The organism is Myxococcus sp. CA051A (assembly GCF_013336705.1).
GTDB classification, from domain to species: Bacteria; Myxococcota; Myxococcia; order Myxococcales; family Myxococcaceae; genus Myxococcus; species Myxococcus llanfairpwllgwyngyllgogerychwyrndrobwllllantysiliogogogochensis.
In genome coordinates, this window is record NZ_JABUMS010000003.1 from 434,508 (window position 1) to 456,928 (window position 22,421).

The 22,421-nt window shown below is 67.9% G+C and carries 23 protein-coding genes; 20 read left to right on the top strand and 3 right to left on the bottom strand.

Annotation, left to right across the window (positions count from 1 at the left end; genetic code table 11):
• Positions 1–14: 14 nt before the first annotated feature.
• Positions 15–848, top strand: coding sequence for a hypothetical protein (locus HUA74_RS11755; protein WP_174454627.1), 834 nt, complete (start codon positions 15–17; stop codon positions 846–848).
• A gap of 72 nt (positions 849–920) precedes the next feature.
• Here HUA74_RS11755 and HUA74_RS11760 read toward each other — a convergent pair whose 3' ends face one another.
• Complete coding sequence (locus HUA74_RS11760) at positions 921–1,220, bottom strand: hypothetical protein (protein WP_141644464.1); 300 nt, start codon at positions 1,218–1,220, stop codon at positions 921–923.
• 311 nt (positions 1,221–1,531) lie between these two features.
• Between HUA74_RS11760 and HUA74_RS11765 the strand changes: the two genes are divergently transcribed.
• The 10 genes from HUA74_RS11765 to HUA74_RS11810 all read left to right on the top strand — a co-directional run bounded on the left by HUA74_RS11765 (position 1,532) and on the right by HUA74_RS11810 (position 11,934).
• Positions 1,532–3,073 (top strand): DUF4388 domain-containing protein, encoded by a 1,542-nt coding sequence (locus HUA74_RS11765; protein ID WP_174454628.1) that lies wholly within the window; start codon positions 1,532–1,534, stop codon positions 3,071–3,073.
• Between the two features lie 300 nt (positions 3,074–3,373).
• Positions 3,374–4,162, top strand: a complete 789-nt coding sequence (locus tag HUA74_RS11770) for a TadE/TadG family type IV pilus assembly protein (protein ID WP_141644462.1) — start codon at positions 3,374–3,376, stop codon at positions 4,160–4,162.
• Complete coding sequence (locus HUA74_RS11775; RefSeq protein ID WP_174454629.1) at positions 4,138–5,706, top strand: hypothetical protein; 1,569 nt, start codon at positions 4,138–4,140, stop codon at positions 5,704–5,706. The genes HUA74_RS11770 and HUA74_RS11775 overlap by 25 nt, the downstream gene beginning before the upstream one ends.
• A 56-nt stretch (positions 5,707–5,762) precedes the next feature.
• A complete protein-coding gene (locus HUA74_RS11780; protein ID WP_174454630.1) occupies positions 5,763–6,827 on the top strand; it encodes a hypothetical protein in 1,065 nt (354 codons plus the stop codon).
• Complete coding sequence (locus tag HUA74_RS11785) at positions 6,827–7,678, top strand: hypothetical protein (protein ID WP_174454631.1); 852 nt, start codon at positions 6,827–6,829, stop codon at positions 7,676–7,678. Before HUA74_RS11780 ends, HUA74_RS11785 begins: the two co-directional genes overlap by 1 nt.
• Before the next feature lie 20 nt (positions 7,679–7,698).
• Positions 7,699–7,887: a hypothetical protein gene (locus HUA74_RS11790; protein WP_141644460.1), complete on the top strand. Its 189-nt coding sequence runs from the start codon at positions 7,699–7,701 to the stop codon at positions 7,885–7,887.
• Between the two features lie 462 nt (positions 7,888–8,349).
• Positions 8,350–9,153 (top strand): TadE/TadG family type IV pilus assembly protein, encoded by an 804-nt coding sequence (locus HUA74_RS11795; RefSeq protein WP_174454632.1) that lies wholly within the window; start codon positions 8,350–8,352, stop codon positions 9,151–9,153.
• Positions 9,129–10,685 carry a hypothetical protein gene (locus HUA74_RS11800; protein WP_174454633.1) on the top strand — a complete coding sequence of 519 codons (1,557 nt, stop codon included), beginning with the start codon at positions 9,129–9,131 and terminating at the stop codon, positions 10,683–10,685. The genes HUA74_RS11795 and HUA74_RS11800 overlap by 25 nt, the downstream gene beginning before the upstream one ends.
• 5 nt (positions 10,686–10,690) lie before the next feature.
• Positions 10,691–11,758 (top strand): hypothetical protein, encoded by a 1,068-nt coding sequence (locus tag HUA74_RS11805; RefSeq protein ID WP_174454634.1) that lies wholly within the window; start codon positions 10,691–10,693, stop codon positions 11,756–11,758.
• Complete coding sequence (locus tag HUA74_RS11810; protein ID WP_174454635.1) at positions 11,758–11,934, top strand: hypothetical protein; 177 nt, start codon at positions 11,758–11,760, stop codon at positions 11,932–11,934. The genes HUA74_RS11805 and HUA74_RS11810 overlap by 1 nt, the downstream gene beginning before the upstream one ends.
• A gap of 21 nt (positions 11,935–11,955) precedes the next feature.
• Here HUA74_RS11810 and HUA74_RS11815 read toward each other — a convergent pair whose 3' ends face one another.
• Positions 11,956–13,197, bottom strand: coding sequence for an ABC transporter substrate-binding protein (locus tag HUA74_RS11815; protein WP_174454636.1), 1,242 nt, complete (start codon positions 13,195–13,197; stop codon positions 11,956–11,958).
• Positions 13,198–13,380: 183 nt separating this feature from the next.
• Here HUA74_RS11815 and HUA74_RS11820 point away from each other — a divergent pair, with 183 nt between their 5' ends.
• From HUA74_RS11820 to sufT, 7 genes are read left to right on the top strand one after another with little or no spacing between them, the layout of a single operon-like run.
• Positions 13,381–13,899, top strand: a complete 519-nt coding sequence (locus HUA74_RS11820; RefSeq protein WP_141644454.1) for an SUF system Fe-S cluster assembly regulator — start codon at positions 13,381–13,383, stop codon at positions 13,897–13,899.
• Entirely contained in the window at positions 13,896–15,332 is a 1,437-nt protein-coding gene (gene sufB / locus HUA74_RS11825; protein WP_141644453.1) for a Fe-S cluster assembly protein SufB, read from the top strand. Before HUA74_RS11820 ends, sufB begins: the two co-directional genes overlap by 4 nt.
• Positions 15,333–15,334: 2 nt before the next feature.
• Complete coding sequence (gene sufC / locus HUA74_RS11830) at positions 15,335–16,126, top strand: Fe-S cluster assembly ATPase SufC (protein ID WP_174454637.1); 792 nt, start codon at positions 15,335–15,337, stop codon at positions 16,124–16,126.
• Complete coding sequence (gene sufD, locus HUA74_RS11835; RefSeq protein WP_174454638.1) at positions 16,123–17,457, top strand: Fe-S cluster assembly protein SufD; 1,335 nt, start codon at positions 16,123–16,125, stop codon at positions 17,455–17,457. Before sufC ends, sufD begins: the two co-directional genes overlap by 4 nt.
• Positions 17,454–18,677, top strand: a complete 1,224-nt coding sequence (locus HUA74_RS11840; protein ID WP_174454639.1) for a cysteine desulfurase — start codon at positions 17,454–17,456, stop codon at positions 18,675–18,677. The genes sufD and HUA74_RS11840 overlap by 4 nt, the downstream gene beginning before the upstream one ends.
• Positions 18,674–19,135 carry a Fe-S cluster assembly sulfur transfer protein SufU gene (gene sufU / locus HUA74_RS11845; RefSeq protein ID WP_141644449.1) on the top strand — a complete coding sequence of 154 codons (462 nt, stop codon included), beginning with the start codon at positions 18,674–18,676 and terminating at the stop codon, positions 19,133–19,135. The genes HUA74_RS11840 and sufU overlap by 4 nt, the downstream gene beginning before the upstream one ends.
• Positions 19,136–19,153: 18 nt before the next feature.
• Entirely contained in the window at positions 19,154–19,696 is a 543-nt protein-coding gene (gene sufT, locus HUA74_RS11850; protein ID WP_141644448.1) for a putative Fe-S cluster assembly protein SufT, read from the top strand.
• A gap of 116 nt (positions 19,697–19,812) precedes the next feature.
• On the opposite strand, the gene HUA74_RS11855 is transcribed toward sufT, so the two are convergent.
• On the bottom strand, positions 19,813–20,511 hold the full coding sequence (locus HUA74_RS11855; RefSeq protein WP_141644447.1) for a type 1 glutamine amidotransferase domain-containing protein: 699 nt from the start codon (positions 20,509–20,511) through the stop codon (positions 19,813–19,815).
• 196 nt (positions 20,512–20,707) lie between these two features.
• On the opposite strand from HUA74_RS11855, the gene HUA74_RS11860 reads away from it, so the two are divergent.
• Together HUA74_RS11860 and HUA74_RS11865 are read left to right on the top strand one after the other, a co-directional pair.
• Positions 20,708–21,832: an isoaspartyl peptidase/L-asparaginase family protein gene (locus HUA74_RS11860; RefSeq protein ID WP_174454640.1), complete on the top strand. Its 1,125-nt coding sequence runs from the start codon at positions 20,708–20,710 to the stop codon at positions 21,830–21,832.
• A gap of 132 nt (positions 21,833–21,964) precedes the next feature.
• Positions 21,965–22,342, top strand: a complete 378-nt coding sequence (locus HUA74_RS11865) for a hypothetical protein (RefSeq protein ID WP_174454641.1) — start codon at positions 21,965–21,967, stop codon at positions 22,340–22,342.
• Positions 22,343–22,421 lie beyond the last annotated feature (79 nt).

Here is a 22,421-nt window from a genome sequence, read left to right on the forward strand (position 1 = left end):
ATGTCGAGGAGCTTATGAGCAAGTGGATGTTGTGGATGTTCCTGACCCTGCTGACCGGCAGCCCGTTGCTGTCGCTGGGCCTCGTCATCGTCTTCATCTTCGTGGCGGACCGCTTCACGTGGCGGCTCTTGCCCAGCCCGGTGCGCATGTTCAAGCGCTTCCAGCGCGCGGGCGAGCTGGCGGGGACCATCCTCACCAACCCTCACGAGCGGCGCGCGCGGCACGAACTGGCGGACATCCGCGTCGAGCAGAAGCGGTACGACGAAGCCGTGGACATCCTCAAGCCCAACCTGGAGGCGGGCGACGAGGACGTGGACACCCTGTACCTCCTCGGCGTGGCGTACCTGGGCTCCGGGGACGCGCGCCGCGGTGAGCTGCTGTTGGACGAAGCGGCGAAGCTGGACGCGGGCTACCGGCAGGGCGCCATCGACCTGGAGCGAGGCCGCTTCCGGCTGAAGCGCGGCGAGGTGAAGGGCGCGATTGAAGCCCTGGAGCGTTTCTGCGCGGTGCGGCTGGGCTCGGTGGAGGGGCGCTATCTGCTGGCGCGCGCGCTGGCGAAGGACGGGCGCGCGGCGGACGCGGCGCGGATGCGAGAGCTGGCGTGGGGCGAGTACGTGGCGGCGCCGGGCTTCCAGCGTCGCCGCGAGCGCCGGTGGGCGTGGCTGTCGCGCCCCAGCCGGCCGCTCACCTACGCGGTGCTGCTGGCATTGGTGCTGGGGACGGGCGCGGCGGTGGCGAACCAGCTGGGCTTGTTCGCCCCGCGCGCGCACGGCCGCCACGGGTATTACGGCGACCGGTACTCCGGCGAGATGCCCTCGGCCACCGGCCTGGAAGAGGACGTGGACTAGCCTGAAGGTCGCCGCGGGCCCGCGTTGCAATGACAGACCCGGGCGCGCGGCTCGTGAAGCGAGGGCCCGGGTTCAGGGCCCGTCGTAGCAAGCGAAGTTGCAGTACGGCTTGCTCTGGTTGCCGTTGGGTGCCAGGTACCCGGGGCAGCACTGCACGCTGCCGCAGACCACGGTGGGCGCGGCGAGGTCACACGTTGGAACGCAGGTGCCCACGACGCAGGTCTGGGTGCTGGGACATTGAGATTCGTGCGTGCACGGCCGGCTGTGTTGCTCCGTCGTGCCCAGCTCCTGACCGGGGTCCTCCACCGAGCCGCCACAGGCGGCGGTGAGACAGAGCAGCGTGACCGCGATGCTGCGTGAGAGTGACTTCATGGGCGTCCTCCAGGGGTGTGGAGCCCCATCCTAGGCCCCTCCGGGGCGGTGCCCACGCCGTGTTCGAGTGACACAAGGGGCCGTCGCCCCGCGTCACCGTGGTGCCCCGGGCGCACCTGGCCGTGCGAGCCGTCAACGGTTGCATGTGAGGCTTCGTACCCTGGGTGAATCCGCCTTCGCTCGCTGTTCGAATCTCTCCGTGAAAGTACGACTCCCTGGAACATGTCTGGAGTCACTGGACAGCGGGAGCGAGGGGGAGCGTAGGCTTCCGGGGCCAGCCCTTCTCGCGTCCACAGCCGAGGCACCGCTCCATGTTTCCCACCCCGTCGCAGGTGCTCCGCCAGCGCGAGGGCTTGCTCGCCGACACACCGTTCCCCCTGCTGGTGCATGCGCTGATGGTGGAGGAGCGCACCTGCACGCTGGAGCTGAAGGTGCGGCAGCGCGAGAAGCGCATCCTCTTCGAGGACGGCTCGCCGGTGGCGTGCCAGTCCAACCTGCTGCACGAGACGCTGGGCAAGTACCTGGTGGAGAAGGGCCGGCTGACGGAGGCGGACTACCAGAAGTCGCTGGCGGAGAGCGTTTCCACGGGCATGCAGATGGGCGGGCTCCTGGTGCAGAAGGGGCTCATCAGCCCCTTTGACTTGTACAAGCAGCTCCAGGCGAACCTGGCCCACAAGCTCCTGGATTGCTTCCGGTGGGTGGACGCGAAGTACCGCCTCATCGCGGACGCGGAGACGCCGGACGCGAGCGTGCGGACCAACCCCGCGCAGCTCATCCTGACCGGCGTGGAAGGGGTGATGCCCTTCGACGCGGTGGCCACCCACTTCACCTTCACGGACGAGCGGAGATTCGGGCAGATGCCCGGCGTGGAGTCCGGGCCCAAGCTGTCGTCCAAGGACGCGCGGCTGTTGCAGCAGCTCCGGCAGCGGCCCACGTTCAACGAACTCCAGGAGCGCACGGGCTTCGACACGGAGACGGTGCTGCGGCGGCTCTACGCGCTGTGCCTGCTGGGCGTGGCGGGCTTCGTGGAGGACGCGGACGCGAAGGCGGCGGAGCTGTCCGCGCGCGCCGCGCCGGTGCCCGTGGCGCAACCCCCGGAGCCCGTCGCCCCGGAGCCCGTCGCCGCGCGGGGCACGCCGTTCTCCGACGAGGACGTGGCCGCCAGAGACGCCCTGGTGACGGCCTTCCTCGCGCACCGGAGCAAGGACCCGTTCGCCCTGCTGGAGGTCCCCGAGGACGTGCAGCCCCTGCCCCTGCGCCGCGCCTTCCTCGCGTGGGCGGAGCGGTACTCGCCCCTGCGCTTCCAGACGCCGGAGCTGAAGGAGAAGGCGGAGGCCCTGCTGGCGGCCTACGCGAAGGCGTACGGCGTGCTGTCGGACGCGGAGCAGAACCTCTTGTGGCGCAAGCGCCGCGCGGCGCACCGCGAGAAGGAGCGCGCCACCACGGGCCGCCCCAGCACCACCGAACAGTTCCGCATCCGAACCGACCTGCTGGATGCGACCACCCAGTTCGACGAAGCCCGACGCAGGCTCGCCGCGAAGCACTACGCGGGCGCGTTCGAGTACTTCGAATACGCCTGCGACATCGAACCCAAGCCGCTGCATCACGCCTGGCGCGCCTGGGCTCGCTACCTCATGAAGCCGGAGGCCCACGGCCGCCTGGCACTCCAGGAACTCCAGGAAGTCGTGCGTCAGGAGCCCGGGCTGGAGGACGGCTGGGGGTTCCTGGGCGAGGTGGCCCAGGGCGAGGGGCAGTGGGCCCTGGCGGAGGACTCCTTCCGCAAGGCGTTCAAGCTCAACCCCAAGAACCGCCGCTACGTGGAGCTCATCCAGGAGATCGCCCGACGGCGCTGAACCCGGGCACGGGACTCGCTCATCCGCCCGCCATGCGGGCGCGCCCATGGCCATCCGCGTCACTTGCTTTTGCAACCGTTGAGAGTTTTGGCGCGACCCATCGGTCATGTGGCCGCCTGGAGTCTTCTGGCGCGGCTTTTTTCCCAGGGAGAGGGATGCTTCGAGCCTGCGATGACGGCCCGCGAAGTTTTCGTCTCCGCGCCGGCAACATTAGGGTCGTGAATCGCGAGATCAGATTGTCAGTGTAACTTCGTGGTGCTCGGGGCGTGCGGTACCCCCGGCGCCCTTTCGCGAGGCTGGATGCGCTCCCTCACCACAGCGACCCAATCAGGCCAGGCCGCGGTGGAGTCCGCCATCGTCCTGCCGCTCTTCGTGTTCCTCATCCTGGGCACGCTCCAGCTCGGGCTGATGCACCAGGCCCGGCTCCTGACGAAGTACGCCGCCTACAAGGCGGTGCGAGCCGGCTCCCTTCACAACGCCAACGTGAAGACCATGGAGGCCGCCGCGCTCGGGGTGCTGCTGCCCATCCTCAGCAGCCGGGCCGGTGGCGCGGGTGGCATCGAGTACACCCGCCCGGTGGGCAGCGCGCAGGAGTTCGAGACCAAGTTCAACGAGCTGAAGAGCAACGAGATGCCCGGCGTGGACCTGAAGTACGCGGAGGTCACCGTCTGCGGCCCGACGCAGGAAGAGGTCTCCGGAGGGGCGGAGTTCGACTTCGACGACCCCAAGAACACCAGCCCGGCCAACTGGCGGCAGAACCACCGCACCAAGCTGCGCATCCAGCTCACGCTCAACTACCGGCTGCTGATTCCCTTCGCGGACTGGGTCATCTACCAGGCCGCGCGCGGCCGCGAGATGCCGATGCTGATGCGCATGGGGAAGGTGAAGGCGGCGGAGCAGGCCAAGGTCTCCACCCGCCGCTTCGGAGGCGCCGCCACGGGTGAGAGCCCCTACGAGAGCGCCGCCGGCCAGGGCATCTACATCATGCCCATCCGCGCCACGTACACCATGCGGATGCAGTCCAATCTCTATCTCAACACCAACGCCCTGCCAGCGAGCAACGCATGCATCTTCCCGTTCTCCTACTGAGCCGGTCGCGCCGTCGCATCCAGCGGGGGCAGGCCATCGTCCTGGGCTCGCTGTCGTTCCTGGTGCTCGCGCTGATGGTGACGCTGAGCTTCAACCTGAGCCACGCGCTGCGCCAGAAGATGAGCCTGCAGCAGCACAGCGACACCCTGTCGTTCTCCATGGCGGTGCTGGAGGCGCGCGCGCTCAACTACTACGCGGTCAGCAACCGGGCCATCGCCACCTCCTACGTGGCGATGAACAGCCTGCACGCGTACATGTCCGCCGCCAGCCTCACCGGCGAGATGATGCGGGCCTCGTCCAACAACTTCATGCAGATCGCCCTCATCGAGTTCGGTCTGTGTGTCGCGTGCGAGTTCATGTGCGACCACTGCGAGCACATCGCGGAGGCGATCCAGATCGCCAACGACTTCAGTGACGCCGGCGACGACTACGACGACAAGGTCAAGGACTTCGAGTCCAACTTCAACACGGCCATGGAGGGGCTGGACCTGATGGTGGACAACATCCACACCGCCCAGCGCTCGGTCCACGACAAGACCCTTCAGGCGGTGAAGGATGGCAGGAGCCACGGCCTGTCCCAGCTCAAGAGCTACACCGCGCCCAACGCGAGCGAGCTCGTGTCGGCGGTGGGTTCCATCAACGCCAACGAGTTCAACTGCGCCGTGGATGGGATGGAGTGCCAGGGCAGCGAGAGCAACTCCTCACCGGAGGCCCGCGCGCGGGTGATGACGGAGATCGCCAACGCGACCCGCTCCGGATGGCCCGCGACCCGGACGAGCCCGGGAATGGGCTCCCCGATGAACAAGCCCAAGTACCTCAACGCCCAGTTCTTCCAGGAGATGGACGACATCCCGAACAACGAAGCCCAGAAGATGATCAACGGCACCCGGGGGACGGCCAAGACGGTGAAGGACAATGGGCAGCTCACCCAGGGCGGCCAGGAGGGGGGCAACGAGGGCTCCATGGTGGCGGCGCAGGATGAGGGCAACATCACCCACCAATGGAAGCACGGCTTCGGGTTCAGCTCCTTCAAGTCGGAAATCTGGAGCGACGACAGCGGCGGCGACCACAAGGGGGATGGCGCACACTCGGGCCAGCATCGGTTCGAGGGCGTCAACGTCCGGGCGCTCACCGGCTGCGCGGGCTCTGGAAACTGCTTCATGAAGTTCCGCGCCAACCCGGACCCGGACCGGGACTGGGGCCAGCCGCGCGTCTACAGCTACCTGTCCATGCGCTTCCGCGTGGGCGACACGAAGCGCGCGCCCTGGGAGCTCAACTCCTCGGCGCAGGTGAAGCTCACCCATGGCCAGCAAGGCGATGGAAACCTCACCGTCGCGGCGACCGAGGGCATGGCCATGTCCAAGTCGCTCGTCTACTACCACCGCTTCGGCGACGACGGTTGGAAGGAGGCCCCCAACCTCTTCGCGCCCTACTGGCGCGCCAAGCTGCACCCCTACACCAAGGGAGATGCGCAGCAGGTGCTGGAGGCCGCGGGCAACTCGGAAGCCGCCCAGATGTCGCAGGTGGAAGGGGTTGCGCTGTGAGGACTTCCAGACATCGCGCGGCCAGGGGCGCCGCCGCCGTGGAGACGGCGCTGTGCATGTTGGTCATCATCCCCGTCTTCATGTACGCGCTCTTCCTGGACGACCTGCTGAGGCACACGCTGGATTCGCAGGAGACGGCGCTGTCCACTGTCTGGGATTACGCCGTGCAGGACTATCCGACCCCGCCCAAGGACCCGCCCGAGTCCGGCCCGGAGCCCTTCAATGGCTTCACCGGCGCGCAGTACTTCGCGCGGCTCATGTACTGCGACCACGAGTCGGGCCTCGACAGCTTCGGCCCTGGCAAGGGTCCCGAGTGTGAGAACGACGAGGGCCACCACGCGGAGGTGTCCGCGCATGCGTGCTGGCTCAACCCGGGAGCGCAGCAGGTGCAGTGCACGCTGAACCAGGCCGACCCCAATGGCGGCGGTGGTGGCGGTCCCGCGGGCGCGTACAACGTGGACCTGCACCAGTCGTACATGGACCAGTTCGGAAAGGGCGGCGTCATCCGCTGCTCGGCGCGCCTGGGCGTGCAGAACTACCTGCTGCCCAAGTCCTTCCTGCAGGACTTCAGTCAGGTGGGGCTCGCGCGGCAGACGAAGAAGCGCTCCGATGGCATCCACGGCAACGCGACGGGGGGCGACTTGCAGGATGACCCGCGCGGGCTCGAGGGCGACGTCTACCTGCTGCCCTGGGAGCGCATCGCCATCGTCACCGATACGTGGGCGCTCACGAAGGCCGCGAACCAGGGGCCGGGGACGGCGAACGGCGAAGAGGACAACCTCTACGTGCGGCTGGCGCAGGTCTACAAGAACCAGGACAACGCGGGGTACACCCAGATGTCCTCGGCCGCCGAGGCGCTCGTCAGCCAGGCCACGCAGGAAGTGCTCAACAGCGCGATTCGCCTGGACTCCATGCCCCCCGGGGATGACCCGCGCGAGCCCAGCCTCTCCATCAAGCCCTTCCCGTCGAGCGGTGGGCCGGTGCAGACCCTGGATCAGAACGGCGGAAGCGCCAGCTACTTCAACAGCGAGTGGAAGGACTGGGACAAGGACAACAACGAGGCCACGCACAACGCCCGAGGGAACAACTACCTGGGCTGTGCCCAGGCGGAGAGCTGCTGATGTCGCGTGCCTCGAGCCTGGTCATCCGCGTGCCGGCGCTGCTGTTCTCCGTGGCCGTGGTGGGCTCGTTGATTGGCTTTGCCTGGGAGGGCGCCGTCTACGGGCGGCGCGACGCGACGGAGGAGTGGGCTCCTCCGCCCTCGCTCGATGATGCGCCCCCCGCGAAGCCCGCGGGGCGCTCGCCCGAGGAGGAGGCCGCGCTGAAGCGCGCGCTGGTGCACTTCCCCGCGTATCCCCGGGCGAGCCGCGCGGAGCTGCTCGCGGTGGACTACCTGGGCCCGGACGTGCCCATCGCCGTGGCGTGGTTCTCCACGAAGGACACGCCGGAGCAGGTCCTCTCCCACTACCGGCAGGTGCTGCTGGACAACGGGCTGCCGGTGCTCGGCGAGCGCCATGGCGAGCACGGGGGCTGGGTGGGGTACTGGAGTCCGGCGACGGAGGAGATGCGGCTCGTCTCCGTGCTGGCGCAGGGAGGAGAGACGCTGGGCTTCGTGTCGGCGGGGCAGGTGGCGCCGCTGTTGAAGCGGGCCTCGCGGGTGCCGCCCTGGATTCCGCTGCCGCCCGAGCTGGGTCAACCCGTCACGCTCTCCTTCTCCATGGAGGGGGCCTCGCACCACGTCGTCTCCGGCCAGCTGCCGGAGGGCTCTCCGACCTCGGTGGGCGAGCGGTACCGGAACCTGCTCACGCAGCAGGGCTGGGACGTGGGGGCCGTGGAGCCGGTGGATGCGAACGGCATCGCGTTCGAGTTGATGAAGGGCACCACCCTGGGGCGGGCCACCTTGCGCACGCGCGCGGAGGCGCCAGGAGTGGAGCTTCAGGTCTCGCTGCTCCAGCGAGGTGCCGCTCCGTGAACGATAGGAAGGATACAGCGATGGCGAAGTCACCCCGGAGGCTGGGGCTTGTTCGGGCGCGCGGTCAGTCGATGGTGGAGTACGCCGTGGTCACCGCCGCGCTGATGGGCTTTACCGTGATGGGCTGGCCGTTCCTGGTGCAGTTGCTGAACGCACTGCAGCGGTACTTCGGTTCCATCTACTACGTCATCCAGTCGCCCATCCCGTAGGGGCGTGGAGTCGCCCCCGGCATGGGGGCGGGGCCCGTGGCATCGAGGCCAGGACGGAGTCGTGACCCGCGGACGCCGTGAGTGAGGCCGCGCGGGCTTTCCCGTACGTGAGCGCACCGGAACCGCGCCACCTACGTGTTTCCCCCGAAACATCTGCTCAAGCGTGCGAGGGAGGCCTGGCTGCCCCACGGGCCAGCAGGCAGTGCATGGCCTCTCATTCCTCCCAGTAATGTCGGGTGTTTGTCATATCTCTGTGTCGTGGGTTCCCACCATGGAGCATGGCTGTATTTGTCCGGTGCATGTGAGGGCAAGCGGCCAAGGTGGCGGGATTGTGACGAAGGCAACGCCTCGCGGGGAATGATTGTCATTCATGTGCAGGGGGCAACATTGCGGGTTTTGAGTGGAGGTTTTGATTCCCAGGGATTTTGAGGGGGGTGCTGTGGGTGTGGTAGTGATTGGTGTATGCGATGTCGCCTCTGCCTTCGCCTTGCAAGGGCACAGTCTGGACAAGCCGCGGTGGAGTCCGCGATTGTCCTGCCGCTCTTCGTCTTTCTCATCCTGGGCATCCTGCAGTTGGGGTTGATGCACCAGGCGCGGCTCCTGACGAAGTACGCCGCCTACAAAGCGGTGCGGGCCGGCTCCATCCACAACGCGAGCGTGAAGGAGATGGAGCGGGCGGCGGTCGCCGTGCTCCTGCCGATGCTGGCCAAGCGCTCCTCGGGCCCGGACGGCATCGAATATGTCCGCCCGGTGAACAGCGGGCAGGACTTCACGACGAAGTGGAGCGAGCTGAAGAGCAACGAGATGGCGGACACGGACTTGAAGTACGCCGAGGTCACCATCTGCGGGCCGACGAAGGCGGACGTGGGCGGCGGCGGTGGTGAGCTGGACTTCGACGACCCGGACAACGCGACTTCCGACGACTGGAAGCAGAGCCACCGCACCAAGCTGCGTGTGCAGGTGACGTTCAACTACCGGCTCGTCATTCCGTTCGCGGATTGGGTCATCTACAACGCCGCGCGCGCCCGCGACATGCCCATGGTGGTGCGCATGGGCGAGGTGAAGGCGGCGGAGAAGAGCAAGGCCTCCGGGCGGCGGTTCGGGAGCGCCGGCAAGGGCGAGAGCCCCTACGACAGCGCCGCCTCCAAGGGCATCTACATCGCGCCCATCCGCGCCACGTACACGATGCGGATGCAGTCGAATCTCTACCTCAACACCAGCGACCTTCCAGGGAGCAACGTATGCCTCTTCCCGTTCTCCTACTGAGCCGGTCGCGCCGTCGCATCCAGCGCGGACAGGCCATTGTCCTGGGCTCGCTGTCGTTCCTGGTGCTCGCGTTGATGGTGACGCTGAGCTTCAACCTGAGCCACGCGCTGCGCCAGAAGATGAGCCTGCAGCAACATGGCGATGCCATGTCGTTCTCCATGGGCGTGTTGGAGGCGCGGGCACTCAACTATTACGCGGTGACCAACCGGGCCATCGCTGGCTCCTACGTGGCGATGAACAGCCTTCACGCGTACATGGCCACCGCGAGCATCACCGGCCAGATCATGCGCGCGGGGCAAATGAGCTTCCCCCTGATTATCGCGCAGGAGACTGCCAGGTGCGTCGCCTGCAAGGGGACGTGCCCTTGCTGCCAGCACGCGGTGGACGCCGGGCGGGTCATGGAGAAGTTCAGGAAGCAGGGCGATATGTACGACCGGAAGGTCAGGGGGCTGGAGGGGAACTTCAGGAGTGCCATGGAGGGACTGGACCTGATGGTGGACAACATCCACACCTCGCAGCGCTCGGTCCATGAGAAGACCGTGCAGGCGGTGAAGGACGGCTCCAGCCATGGCCTGTCCCGGCTCAAGACCGACGCCGCGCCCAATGTGAGTGACCTGTCTTCGGCGGTGGGTGCCCTCAACGCCAACGAGTTCAATTGCGCCGTGGATGGGATGCAATGCCAGGGCAGTGTGCCGAACTCCTCGCCCGAGGCCCGTGCGCGCGTCGTGACGGAGATTGGCAATGCGAGCCGTTCGGGATGGCCCGCGAACCGGAATATCACTGGGGGTATTCCGACGAATCTTCATCCTGAGTTCGTGAAGGAGGTCCTGGATCTTCCCGGCACGGGGGTGAACACACTGACCCTCCACAAGGGCTCTTCCAAGACGGTGCAGAGTCAGAACAATGTCTACGGAGGCGGTCAGAGTCCGGGCAACCAGGGGTCCACAGTGGCCGCCGCCGAGTCGGGGATCTTCACGCAGGTCTCCTGGCACGAATCGACAGGCCTGCCGTTGCCCTATGACGCCTCCATCTGGAGTGACTCAGGAGGCGGTGGTCACTCCGTCGGTGGGGCGCACCGGGGCCAGCATCGCTTCGAGGGCACCAACGTGCGGGCGCTCACGGCGTGCGCGGGCTCGGGCAACTGCTTCATGAAGTACCGCGCCAACCCGGATGTGAGACGGGACTGGGGTCAGCCGCGCGTCTACAGCTATTACACGATGAAGCTGAACGTGGGTGACCCGAAGAAGGCCCCGTGGGAGCTCAACAACTCCCGGCGCGTGAAGTTCGAGCACGGCGAGCAGGGCGCGGGGGACCTGACGGTGGCGGCTGGCGAGGGCATGAGCCTGTCCAAGTCCCTGGTCTACTACCACCGCTTCAAGCAGGGCGGCTGGTCGGAGCCTCCCAACCTCTTCGCTCCCTACTGGCGCGTGAAGCTGCATCCCTTCACCCCGGCGGAGGCCAAGAAGGTGCTGGAGGACGCGGGCAACAGCGACGCGGCCACCATCGCCGAGGCACCGGAGGTGTCGCTGTGAGGCCCATGAAGAGAGCTGGAACGCGAGTCGCTCGGGGCGCCGCCGCGGTGGAGACCGCCCTGTGCATGCTCGTCATCATCCCCGTGTTCATGTACGCCATCTTCCTGGACGACCTCTTGCGCCACGTGCTGGACGCGCAGGAGACCACGCTCTCCACCGTCTGGGATTACGCGGTGTCGGACTACGCGGCGGAGCCCAAGGGAGGGGATTCCTTCGCGGGCTTCGCCCAGACGCAGGGCCTGGCCCGGCAGATGTATTGCGACCACGAGTCGGGCCTCGACAGCTATGGGCCCGACAAGGGAATCGAATGCAAGGATGACGTGAGCCACCACCAGGAGTTGGTGGCCCACGCGTGCTGGCTGCACCCAGGAGCTCAGCAGGTGGAGTGTACGGTGGAGCAGCAGGCGGTCGGCAGCTACGGGGTCACGCTGCATGCGGCGTACATGACCCGGTTCAACCGGGGCGGGCTCATCCGCTGCTCGGCGCGGAGCGGCGTGCAGAACTACCTGCTCCCCAAGACGCTCTTCTCGGAGTTCAGCGACGTCGACCTGGCCAAGGAGCCGAAGGACAAGGGCGCCAAGGACGTCCACGGGAACGCCAAGAAGAAGCGTGACGTGGAGCAGGACACCTACCTGCTCCCCTGGGAGTACATCGCGCTGGTGACGGACACGTGGGCCCTCACCGAGAGCCAGAGCTTCCAGCCCGGCGACTCGCAGAAGAAGGCAGGCGACCTCTACGCACGCGTGGCGCAGGTGTACACGAACGGCGAGAACGCGGGTTACACCCAGATGCAGACCGCTGCCCAGGCGCTCGTCACGCAGGGCATCAGCAACAAGCTGCTCTCTCCCACGCTGGAGCTCAGCCTCTCGAAGCCCGGTGATGACCCGACCCGGGTCAGCATGTCCATCCGGCCCCAGAACGGTGGCGCGCCGACCCAGCGAATCAATCAGGGCCAGGGCAGTAGCACCTACTTCAACAACGAGTGGCGCGACTGGGACTCCGACAACAACCAGAAGACGCACGACAAGCGCGGCGACTACTACATGGGCTGCAAGAAGCCGGGGGAGTGCTGATGGCGTCGTTGTCGCGTCGCAAGCTGCACGGCCAGTCGATGGTGGAGTACGCCACCGTCACGGCCGCGCTGATGGGCTTCACGGTGATGGGCTGGCCGTTCCTGGTGCAACTGCTCAACGCGCTCCAGCGGTACTTCAGCTCCGTCTACTACGTCATCCAGTCCCCCATCCCTTGAGGACGGGGGACCGGGGCGTCACTACGGCTTCACCGTGGTGACGAACTCCGCCTTGCCGCCGGCGACCTTCAGGACGACGGCTTCCTTCACCGCGTCCCGGTTCGCATCCAGGGTGATTCGCCCCGCCACGCCCGGGAAGTCCTTCGTCGCGGCAATCGCGTCGCGCAGCGCCGGGCCGCTCGTGTCCGGGGCGCGCTTGAGCGCCTCCACCAGCACCCGCGCCGCGTCGTACGACAGCGCCGCCACGCTGTCCGGCACGCTGCCGTACTTCTCCTTGTACCGCGCGAGGAACGACTGCAGCACCGGGTCCGGGTTGCCCGGCGAATAGTGGTTGGAGAAGTAGCTGCCCTCCAGCGCGGACCCGCCCAGTTCGAACAGCTTGTCGGAGTCCCAGCCATCACCGCCGAGCAGCGGCACCTTCAGCCCCACCTCGCGCGCTTGCCGCGCGATGATGCCCACGTCCGTGTAGTACCCCGGCACGAACACCGCCTCCGGCTTCACCTGCTTGAGCGCCGTCAGCTGCGCGCGGAAGTCCGTGTCGCCCTTCGAGTAGCTCTCGTTGCCGACAATCGTCCCGCCGAACTCCTGGAACTTCGCCGTGAAGACTTCCGCCAGTCCTATCGAGAAGGCGCTCTTGTTGTCCGTCAGCACCGCGACCTTCGACAGCTTCAGGTTCTCCCGTGCGAACTTCGCCATCACCAGGCCCTGGAACTCGTCGATGAAGCAGACGCGGAAGATGTAGTCGCCCTTCTTCGTCACCTCGGCGCTCGTCGAGGTGGGCGTAATCATCGGCACCTTGCCCACCTGCGCCTTCTCCGCCATCGCCATGGAGACGGAGGAGGCCGCCTCGCCCAGAATCGCCACCACCCTGTCTTGGGTGATGAGCCGCGTCGCCGCCTGCGCCCCTTCCTCCGGACGCCCCTGGCTGTCGTACACGCGCACCGCCAGCGGACGGCCCCGCACCCCGCCCGCGGCGTTCGCCTCGTTGAGGGCCAGCTCGATGCCGTTGCGCGCGGAGACGCCGAACGTCGCCTCGCTGCCCGTCAGGCTGCCCACCTCGCCGATGAGGATGGCCCCCTTCGAGTCAGGAGCCACGGCCTGTGCGTCCGAAGCCGCGGGCGCTTGCGCGGGTGTGCCTGCCTGGGTGCCAGCGGCCTGCGTGTCGCCAGCCTGCCCGGTGGGCGGAGTCTCGGTGGGGGCGGACTTCTTCTCGCAGCCCGCCAGGGCCAGGGCCAGCGTGGCGAGCAGCAGCAGTGAACGCATGAGCGGATTCCCTCCGGAAATCAGGACTCCCACCCTAGCCCTCTCCCCCTTGCCCTCCAACCCGGCGCATTTGAGCACGCGGCCCAAAATGCAATGTGGACTAAATCGGTCCAGATTACATATGACGCGCCCGGTGGCCATGAGGCCCCGTGGGAATGGACCCAGAGAGGAGAGGCGTCCCGCATGCTCCGGATGAGCAAGATGACCGACTACGGCATCGTGCTGATGACCGAGCTGGCTCGCGCGGAGGGTGGCACCCGCACCACTCGCGAGCTGGCGGCGCGCACCCGTGTGCCATTGCCCTCGGCCAGCAAGGTGCTCAAGGGCCTGCTGCAGGCGGGGCTCGTGGTGTCGCACCGGGGTGCCAACGGCGGCTACGGGCTGGCGCATCCCGCCGCGTCGCTCTCCCTGGCGGAGCTGGTGGCCTCGTTGGAAGGCCCCGTCTCGCTCACGGAGTGTGGCGTCCACACCACCGGCGGCGCGCCCTGTGAGCTGGAGGCCGTGTGCCAGGTGCGGGGCCACTGGCGGCTCATCAATCAGGCCATTCAGGAGGCCCTGGGGCGCCTGACGCTGGCGGACCTCATCGCCCCGGCGCCGCGCATGCCCGAGCGCCTCATCGGCCTGGGCATCCCCGCGCGGGCCGCCCCGGCCGCCGCCGCCAACACCTCGACATCTTCCGCCACGACAGGAGTTCGCTCATGACCACCGACACCCTCCAGGAACTGACGCGCCGCCCGTACGCGGCCGGCTTCGTCTCCGCGGTGGAGGCGGACACCTTCCCGCCGGGGCTGAACGAGGACGTCATCCGCGCGCTGTCGGAGAAGAAGGGCGAGCCCCCCTTCCTGCTCGAGTGGCGTCTGAAGTCCTACCGTCACTGGCTCACGCTGCGCGAGCCCACATGGCAGGCCGTCACCTACAAGCCCATCGACTACCAGGCCATCAGCTACTACTCGGCGCCCCGGTTCAAACCGAAGAAGGACAGCCTGGACGAGGTGGACCCGGAGATTCTCCGCACCTACGAGAAGCTGGGCATCCCGTTGGTGGAGCAGCAGCGGCTGCAGAACGTCGCGGTGGATGCCGTGTTCGACTCGGTGTCCGTGGCCACGACGTTCAAGGACAAGCTGGCCAAGGCGGGCGTCATCTTCTGCTCGTTCTCCGAAGCCGTGCGCGAGCACCCGGAGCTGCTCCGCAAGTACCTGGGCTCGGTGGTGCCGCACTCGGACAACTTCTTCGCGGCGCTCAACTCGGCCGTGTTCAGCGACGGCTCGTTCGTCTACATCCCCAAGGGCGTTCGCTGCCCCATGGAGCTGTCCACGTACTTCCGCATCAACGCCGCGGAGACGGGCCAGTTCGAGCGCACCCTCATCGTCGCCGACGAGGGCTCGTACGTGAGCTACCTGGAGGGCTGCACCGCGCCCCAGCGCGACACCAACCAGTTGCATGCGGCCGTGGTGGAGTTGGTGGCGCTCGAGGGGGCCACCATCAAGTACTCCACGGTGCAGAACTGGTACCCGGGTGACGCGGAGGGCAAGGGCGGCATCTACAACTTCGTCACCAAGCGCGGCATCGCCCACAAGCGCGCGAAGATTTCGTGGACGCAGGTGGAGACGGGCTCGGCGATTACGTGGAAGTACCCGAGCGTCATCCTCAAGGGGGATGACTCGGTGGGCGAGTTCTACTCGGTGGCGCTCACCAACAACCTCCAGCAGGCGGACACGGGCACGAAGATGGTGCACCTGGGGAAGAACACCCGCAGCACCATCGTGTCCAAGGGCATCTCCGCGGGACGCGGGCAGAACACGTACCGCGGGCTGGTGAAGGTGCTCAAGAGCGCGGAGAACGCGCGCAACTACACGCAATGCGACTCGTTGCTCCTCGGAGACAAGTGCGGCGCCCACACGGTGCCGTACATCGAGGTGAAGAACGCGTCGGCGCAGGTGGAGCATGAGGCGTCCACGTCGAAGATTGGCGAGGACCAGCTTTTCTACTGTCGGCAGCGCGGCATCTCTCAAGAGGACGCGGTGTCGATGATTGTGAATGGCTTCTGCCGGCAGGTGTTCAAGGAGCTCCCCATGGAGTTCGCGGTGGAAGCACAGAAGCTGCTCGGAGTGAGTCTGGAAGGGAGCGTGGGGTAGGTATGGCTTTGCTGTCCGTTCGGAATCTGCACGCCCGTGTGGGCGACAAGGACATCCTCAAGGGCATCGACCTGGAGGTGGGCGCCGGAGAGGTGCACGCCATCATGGGGCCCAACGGCTCTGGGAAGAGCACCCTGGCGAGCGTGCTCGCGGGGCGGGATGCCTATGAAGTGACGAAGGGCGAGGTCCTCCTCGATGGGAAGCCTCTCCTGGAGCTGGCGCCCGAGGCGCGCGCCGCCGAAGGTGTGTTCCTCGCCTTCCAGTACCCGGTGGAGATTCCGGGCGTGGGCAACCTGCACTTCCTGCGCACCGCGCTCAACGCGCAGCGCCGGGTGAAGGGGCTGGAGGAATTGGATGCGATGGACTTCCTCCAGATGGCCAAGGAGAAGTCCAAGCTGGTGCAGCTCGACGCGGCCTTCATGAACCGCTCGGTGAACGAGGGGTTCTCCGGTGGCGAGAAGAAGCGCAACGAAATCTTCCAGATGGCGGTGCTGGAGCCGCGGCTGGCCATCCTCGACGAGACGGACTCGGGGCTGGACATCGACGCCCTTCGCACGGTGGCGGGTGGGGTGAACGGGCTGCGCTCGCCCCAGCGCGCCATGGTGGTGATTACGCACTACCAGCGACTGTTGGACTACATCGTCCCGGACAAGGTCCACGTCATGGCGGGTGGGCGCATCATCCGCTCCGGTGGACGCGAGCTGGCGCTGGAGCTGGAGGAGAAGGGCTACGCCTGGCTGGGGCTTCAGGACGGCAAGGCGGCCGCCACGAAGGGCGGGGAGGCACGGCGATGACGCCGGGGCTGACTCGTTATGTGGACGTGGCCTCGCGCTTCCAGGCGCGGGACACGGCGACCACGCCCGCGTGGCTCCAGCGCGTGCGGCAGGAGGGGCTCGCGCACTTCGCGCGGCTGGGCCTGCCCACGACGCGTGACGAGGCGTGGAAGTACACCAACCTTGCGCCCATCGCGGACGGGGCCTTCGTGCCTTCCGCGACGGCGGGGAGCACGGCGGAGCTGGCGGCGGTGGTGGCGCGGCTCGCGCTGCCCGGTCCCCGGCTGGTGTTCGTGGATGGTCGGCTGTCGCCAGAGCTGTCGTCGGTGGCGGGCCTGCCGCGGGGCCTGACGCTGAAGCCACTGCGCGACGCGCTGGTGGAGGACGGGGCGCTCCTGGAGGCGGAGCTGGGTCAGCGAGCGCTCGCGGCGGAGCATGCCTTCACGGCGCTCAACGCGGCGTTGCTGGAGGACGGGGCCGTGCTGCGCCTGGCGCCGGGGGCGCTGAGTGAGGTGCCCGTGCAGCTCGTCTTCCTGACCCGGGGAGACGCGCCGGTGCTGGCCAGTCCGCGCATCCTCGTGGTGGCGGGAGAGGGCAGCGAGGCGACGCTGGTGGAGACATACGCCAGCGCGACGGGCGGCGGCTCGGGCCAGGGCTTCACCAACGCGGTGACGGAGGTGACGCTGGGCGACAACGCCAGCTTGAAGCACTACCGGCTCCAGGCGGAGGGTGACGCGGCGGTGCACGTGGGAGGTCTGCACGTGCGGCAGGGCTGTGACAGCCGCTTCGTGTCGCACACCTTCGCCTTCGGCGGCGTGCTGGCTCGCAACGAGGTGCATGTCACCTTCGCGGGCGAGGGCGGCGATGCCACCCTCAATGGCCTGTACGTAGGGCGCGGGACGCAGCACCTGGACCAGCGGACGGCGCTGGACCACGCGGTGCCCCGCTGCACCAGCCGCGAGCTGTACAAGGGCGTGCTGGATGACCGCGCGCGAGGCACCTTCCACGGACTGGTGAAGGTGCGGCAGGACGCGCAGCGCACGGACTCGCGGCAGCAGAACCGCAACCTGCTCCTGTCGGAGCACGCGCAGGCGGACACCCGGCCTCAGCTCGAAATCCTGGCGGATGACGTGAAGTGCGCGCACGGCGCCGTGGTGGGGCGGCTGGATGCGCAGGCGCTGTTCTATCTGCGCTCGCGAGGCATTCCCCGCGCGGAGGCGGAGCGGTTGCTCACGTATGCCTTCGCCCGGGAGTTGGTGGATGCGGTGCCGGAAGGGCCGGTGCGCGCGAGTGTGGAAGGGCTGCTCGCCCCGAAGCTTCCGGGTTCGCCCCGGACGGAGGTGACGGCATGAGCACGTTCGACGTGCAGCGCGTCCGTCAGGACTTCCCCCTGCTTCACCAAGAGGTGCGGGGCCGGCCCCTGGTGTACCTGGACAGCGCGGCGACGGCGCAGAAGCCGCAGGCCGTCATCGACGCCATCGTCCGCTTCTACCAGCACGACAACGCCAACGTTCACCGGGGGGTCCACGTCCTCTCGGAGCGGGCCACCGAGGCCTACGAGGGCGCGCGCGAGACGGTGCGTGGCTTCCTCAACGCTCGGGACGCGCGGGAAATCGTCTTCGTGCGCGGCACCACCGAGGCCATCAACCTGGTGGCGCAGACGTATGGCCGCAAGCACGTGGGGCCCGGGGATGAAATCCTCATCACCCAGATGGAGCACCACGCGAACATCGTCCCCTGGAAGATGCTCTGCGAGCAGACGGGGGCGACGCTGCGGGTGATTCCGGTGGATGACCGGGGCGAGCTGGTGCTCGACGCGGTGGACGCGCTGCTCACGGAGAAGACGCGCATCCTCGCGGTGACCCACGTGTCCAACGCGCTGGGCACCGTGAATCCGGTGAAGGAGCTGACGCGCCGGGCCCACGCCAAGGGCATCCCCGTGCTGGTGGATGGAGCGCAGTCGGTCACGCACTTCCCGGTGGATGTGCAGGATTTGGGCTGCGACTTCTATGCGCTGAGCGGGCACAAGCTGTTCGGCCCCACGGGCATCGGCGTGCTGTACGGGCGCCTGGAGCGCCTGGAGCCGATGCCTCCGTATCAGGGCGGCGGCGACATGATTCTCTCCGTGACGATGGAGAAGATTACGTACAACCGCGTGCCGCACCGGTTCGAGGCGGGGACTCCGAACCTGGAGGGCGCGGTGGGACTGGCCGCCGCCATCAGCTATCTCCAGGACCTGGGGCTGGACGCCATCGCCGAGCATGACCGGGCGCTGATGGCCTACGCCACGCAGGCGCTGGAGTCGGTGCCGGGGCTGCGGCTGGTGGGCACCGCGCGCGAGAAAGCCGGTGTGCTGTCCTTCACGCTGGAGGACATCCACCCGCACGACGTGGGGACGATTCTGGACCGCGAGGGTATCTGCATCCGCACGGGCCACCACTGCGCGCAGCCGGTGATGCAGCACTTCAAGCTGCCGGCGACGGCGCGGGCGTCCCTGGCGCTCTACAACACGCGCGAGGACGTGGACGCGCTCGTGCGGGGACTGCACAAGGTGAGGGAGGTGTTCCGATGAGCTCGGGCTCGGACGACTTGAAGGACCTCTACCAGGAGGTGGTGCTGGAGCACTCCAAGAGGCCGCGCAACTACCGCGTGGTGGAGGGCGCCAACCACGAGGCGGCGGGGCACAACCCGCTGTGCGGAGACCAGCTCTCCGTGACGATGAAGGTGGATGGAGACGTCATCCGCGACATCGGCTTCCAGGGGCAGGGGTGCGCGATTTCCCGCGCGTCGGCGTCGCTGATGACCGGGGTGGTGAAGGACAAGACGCGCGCGGAGGCGGAGGCCCTCTTCGAGAAGGTGCACAAGCTGGTGACGGAAGGGCCGGAGTCGGTGGACGTGGAGGCGCTGGGCAAGCTCGCGGTGCTGTCCGGCGTGAGCGAGTTCCCCGCCCGGGTGAAGTGCGCCAGCCTCGCGTGGCACACGATGCGCGCGGCGCTGGAAGGGCGAGATGAAGCGGTTTCCACGGAGTAGGGAAGGAGGAAGCGGACCATGCGAGGCGTGACGGCGATGTTGGAGCGGGAGGTTCCCGCGACCATCATTCCCAGTGGTGACAGGGTGGTGCTGCCGGAGGGCGCGGAGCTGCGGGTGATGCAGACCCTGGGCGGCAACATCACGGTGCAGGACCCCTACGGGCAGCTCTTCCGCATCGACGAGAAGGACGGCGCGGCGCTGGGCGCGGAGTATGCGCCGCAGGAGAAGGCCGCCGGGGACGCGAGTGCCTTCCACGAGGAGCAGGTCTGGGAGCAGCTGCGCACGGTGTATGACCCGGAGATTCCGGTGAACATCGTGGAGCTGGGCCTGGTGTACGCGTGCAAGGCGGAGCCGCTGCCGGAAGGCGGCCAGCGCGTGGACATCCAGATGACCCTGACGGCGCCCGGCTGCGGCATGGGCCCGGTGCTGGTGGACGACGTGCGCACCAAGGTGGGCTCGGTGCCGGGCGTGAAGGAAGCCAACGTCGAGCTGGTCTGGGACCCGCCATGGGACCAGGGCCGGATGACGGACGTGGCGCGGCTCCAGCTCGGCTGGATGTGACGCGCGGAGCGGCTGTGCGCATGTGAAGTCGTCGTCGCCGAGCCGTGTGCCCCCGCACGCGGCTCAGGCGTGCGCCCGGGGTACCCTCGTGAGGTCCCCGCTGTGCATGAGGCGCGTCAGCGTGACGCGAGCCTGCGGACGCCGAAGCTCAAGGCCGCCGTGGCGAGGCTCCCCGCGAGCAGCCGAGGCCAGCGGCGCGTCGGCTCCGTCGGAGCATGGTAGCGCGCGGGCGCGGGGTGCTCCCCGGCGTGGCGGATGCGCTCGCGCACCTCCGGCATCTTCTCCTCGAACAGCTCCACCATGGCGCGCTCGAAGAGGGGCAGGTCTTGCGGCCCCCGGCTGGAGACCCAGTTGTCGTCGCGCACCATCGCCTCGTCGCGCCACTGCGCGCCGGAGTTCTTCACATCGTCGCGGATGCCGGGCCACGAGGTGAGCGTGCGCCCCTCGGTGAGCCCCGCCGAGATGAGCAGCCACGGCGCGTGACAGATGATGGCGATGGGCAGGTTGAGCGAATCCGCGTCGTGGATGAAGTCCTTCGCGAGCGCGCTCTGCCGAAGCGTGTCCGGGTTGATGAGACCTCCGGGCAGGAGCACCGCGTCGAAGTCCGCCGCCTTCACGTCCTTCAGCGTCGCGTCCACGCGGACCTTCTTGCCGGGGAGCATGTGGTTCATGCCTCGGATGTGGCCGGGCAGGAGCGACACGAGGGTCACCTCCGCGCCCTGGCGCTCCAGCTTCTTGACTGGCCGCGTCAGCTCCACCTGCTCGAAGCCGCTCGTCGCCAGCACCGCCACCCGCAAGCCCTTCAGCTTCTTCATCGCGCGCTCCTGTCCCCTGGACGCTCCGGACTCTGTGCATGGTGGTGCGTCCCTGCATGACGGGATGGAGCAGGCAGGCGGGCAGGCGCCGTTGTGCCTCCCGGGTCGCCGTGCTACCGACCCGACACCCTGTCCGGGACGTCGGGTGTTGGTGCCACACACGCCTCGTCTCCCGGCTGCCGCTGGAGGTCGCCGAATGTTCGCTTCGCTCCCTTCTCTTCCCCGGAGCCTCGTCGCGGGGACCGCGCTGCTCCTCATTCCCATGGGCTGCACCAGCGCGGAGTCCGCGCGCGTCGATGATGCCCGGCTCACCCAGGAAGGCTCCGCTGCTCGCAAGCCGCGTTGGGGTCTGGTCATCCACGGAGGCGCGGGGGTCATCTCGCGGGAGAACCTCTCCGCGGAGCGCGAGGCCGAGGTTCGCGCCGTGCTCCAGCAGGCACTCCAGGCCGGGCACTCGGTCCTTGCTCAGGGCGGCAGCAGCCTGGACGCGGTGACGGCGGCCATCCGCATCCTGGAAGACTCGCCCCACTTCAACGCGGGCAAGGGCGCGGTCTTCAACCATGACGGCATCAACGAGCTGGACGCCGCCATCATGGACGGAACGACGCGCGCGGCGGGCGCGGTGGCGGGCCTGCGGCACGTGAAGAACCCCATCGAGCTGGCGCGCCGGGTGATGGAGAAGTCGCCACACGTGATGATGATTGGAGAGGGCGCGGAGTCCTTCGCGAAGGCCCAGGGCGTGGAGTTGGTCGACGCGAAGTACTTCTTCACGGAGGAGCGGTGGCAGAGCCTCCAGCGCGCGCTGGAGAAGGAGCGCGCCACGCCCGCTCCGGGACAGCCCTCGTCGTCGCTGCGTCCCGGCCATGATCCGGTGACGGGCGACCACAAGTTCGGCACCGTGGGCGCGGTGGCGCTGGACCAGGCCGGCAACCTCGCGGCGGGCACGTCCACCGGAGGCATGACGAACAAACGCTACGGCCGCGTGGGCGACGCCCCCATCATCGGCGCAGGTACCTACGCGGACCCGCGCTGCGCGGTCTCCGCCACCGGCCATGGTGAGTTCTTCATCCGCTACACGGTGGCGCGCGACATCTGCGCGCGCGTCGAGTACCAGGAGCTCCCCCTGCCCGAGGCCGCCAACGTCGTCGTCCATGACGTGCTGGTGAAGGCTGGAGGCGAAGGCGGAGTCATCGCCATGGACCGCGAAGGCAACGTGGCCATGCCCTTCAACTCGTCGGGGATGTACCGGGGTTATGTGGGACAGGACGGCCAGCCGCACGTGGCCATCTTCAAGGACCCGGCTCCTCCCGCGTCGAAGTAGGCCGCCGTTGTCGGTCTGGGTGGGCGCGTGACGGGGAAGCGCGCCTGGAGTGCAATCGAGTTGCTCCTGTATACTGTGTCCAGGTCCGCGCAATGTCGCGCGGCCTGTGTGTGAGTCGAAAGGAGCATCCTCATGGTGTCACTTCGCAAGCACCTGCCGTGGAGCGTCGCGGCCCTTCTCGCCCTCTTCGCGGGAGTCTTCTCCGCGCTGCCCGCCCACGCGGAATCCACGGAGGAGGCCGTCTGCATCGGCGGTGAGCAGGAGGCGGAGCGTGCCTCGCTCGCCATCTGCCACCAGTCCTTCTGTTCCGACGTGAGTGATTGCTGGGAGGCGTGTCCGAACGCGCGGACGGCGGCCTGTGTCGAAAGTGCGTGCGAGTATACGTATCCGAGCGGGGGTGGCGGTGGTGGTGGCCCTCTCTGCCACCAGCAGTTCTGCTCCGAGGATTCCCAGTGCGTGTGCAACAACGCGCAGGGCTTCTGCGGCGCCGACAGCACCTGCTACTTCTGACGCGCTGAGAGGGGCCTTCGGGAGGCGCCTTGCGTGGCTTCTCAGGGCGCCTGGGTCCGCTGTCGGGTCCGCGACGAAA

Excerpts from the sequence above, each read along its gene's own strand:
- HUA74_RS11765 (WP_174454628.1), top strand. The coding sequence starts at position 1,532 with ATGTTTCCCACCCCGTCGCAGGTGCTCCGCCAGCGCGAGGGCTTGCTC.
- HUA74_RS11790 (WP_141644460.1), top strand. The coding sequence starts at position 7,699 with ATGGCGAAGTCACCCCGGAGGCTGGGGCTTGTTCGGGCGCGCGGTCAG.
- HUA74_RS11775 (WP_174454629.1), top strand. The coding sequence starts at position 4,138 with ATGCATCTTCCCGTTCTCCTACTGAGCCGGTCGCGCCGTCGCATCCAG.
- HUA74_RS11860 (WP_174454640.1), top strand. The coding sequence starts at position 20,708 with ATGTTCGCTTCGCTCCCTTCTCTTCCCCGGAGCCTCGTCGCGGGGACC.
- HUA74_RS11785 (WP_174454631.1), top strand. The coding sequence starts at position 6,827 with ATGTCGCGTGCCTCGAGCCTGGTCATCCGCGTGCCGGCGCTGCTGTTC.
- HUA74_RS11815 (WP_174454636.1), bottom strand. The coding sequence starts at position 13,197 with ATGCGTTCACTGCTGCTGCTCGCCACGCTGGCCCTGGCCCTGGCGGGC.
- HUA74_RS11865 (WP_174454641.1), top strand. The coding sequence starts at position 21,965 with ATGGTGTCACTTCGCAAGCACCTGCCGTGGAGCGTCGCGGCCCTTCTC.
- HUA74_RS11770 (WP_141644462.1), top strand. The coding sequence starts at position 3,374 with ATGCGCTCCCTCACCACAGCGACCCAATCAGGCCAGGCCGCGGTGGAG.
- sufT (WP_141644448.1), top strand. The coding sequence starts at position 19,154 with ATGCGAGGCGTGACGGCGATGTTGGAGCGGGAGGTTCCCGCGACCATC.
- HUA74_RS11800 (WP_174454633.1), top strand. The coding sequence starts at position 9,129 with ATGCCTCTTCCCGTTCTCCTACTGAGCCGGTCGCGCCGTCGCATCCAG.
- HUA74_RS11805 (WP_174454634.1), top strand. The coding sequence starts at position 10,691 with ATGAAGAGAGCTGGAACGCGAGTCGCTCGGGGCGCCGCCGCGGTGGAG.
- HUA74_RS11820 (WP_141644454.1), top strand. The coding sequence starts at position 13,381 with ATGCTCCGGATGAGCAAGATGACCGACTACGGCATCGTGCTGATGACC.
- HUA74_RS11795 (WP_174454632.1), top strand. The coding sequence starts at position 8,350 with ATGCGATGTCGCCTCTGCCTTCGCCTTGCAAGGGCACAGTCTGGACAA.
- HUA74_RS11810 (WP_174454635.1), top strand. The coding sequence starts at position 11,758 with ATGGCGTCGTTGTCGCGTCGCAAGCTGCACGGCCAGTCGATGGTGGAG.
- sufU (WP_141644449.1), top strand. The coding sequence starts at position 18,674 with ATGAGCTCGGGCTCGGACGACTTGAAGGACCTCTACCAGGAGGTGGTG.
- HUA74_RS11780 (WP_174454630.1), top strand. The coding sequence starts at position 5,763 with ATGTTGGTCATCATCCCCGTCTTCATGTACGCGCTCTTCCTGGACGAC.
- sufB (WP_141644453.1), top strand. The coding sequence starts at position 13,896 with ATGACCACCGACACCCTCCAGGAACTGACGCGCCGCCCGTACGCGGCC.
- HUA74_RS11755 (WP_174454627.1), top strand. The coding sequence starts at position 15 with ATGAGCAAGTGGATGTTGTGGATGTTCCTGACCCTGCTGACCGGCAGC.
- sufC (WP_174454637.1), top strand. The coding sequence starts at position 15,335 with ATGGCTTTGCTGTCCGTTCGGAATCTGCACGCCCGTGTGGGCGACAAG.
- HUA74_RS11760 (WP_141644464.1), bottom strand. The coding sequence starts at position 1,220 with ATGAAGTCACTCTCACGCAGCATCGCGGTCACGCTGCTCTGTCTCACC.
- sufD (WP_174454638.1), top strand. The coding sequence starts at position 16,123 with ATGACGCCGGGGCTGACTCGTTATGTGGACGTGGCCTCGCGCTTCCAG.
- HUA74_RS11855 (WP_141644447.1), bottom strand. The coding sequence starts at position 20,511 with ATGAAGAAGCTGAAGGGCTTGCGGGTGGCGGTGCTGGCGACGAGCGGC.
- HUA74_RS11840 (WP_174454639.1), top strand. The coding sequence starts at position 17,454 with ATGAGCACGTTCGACGTGCAGCGCGTCCGTCAGGACTTCCCCCTGCTT.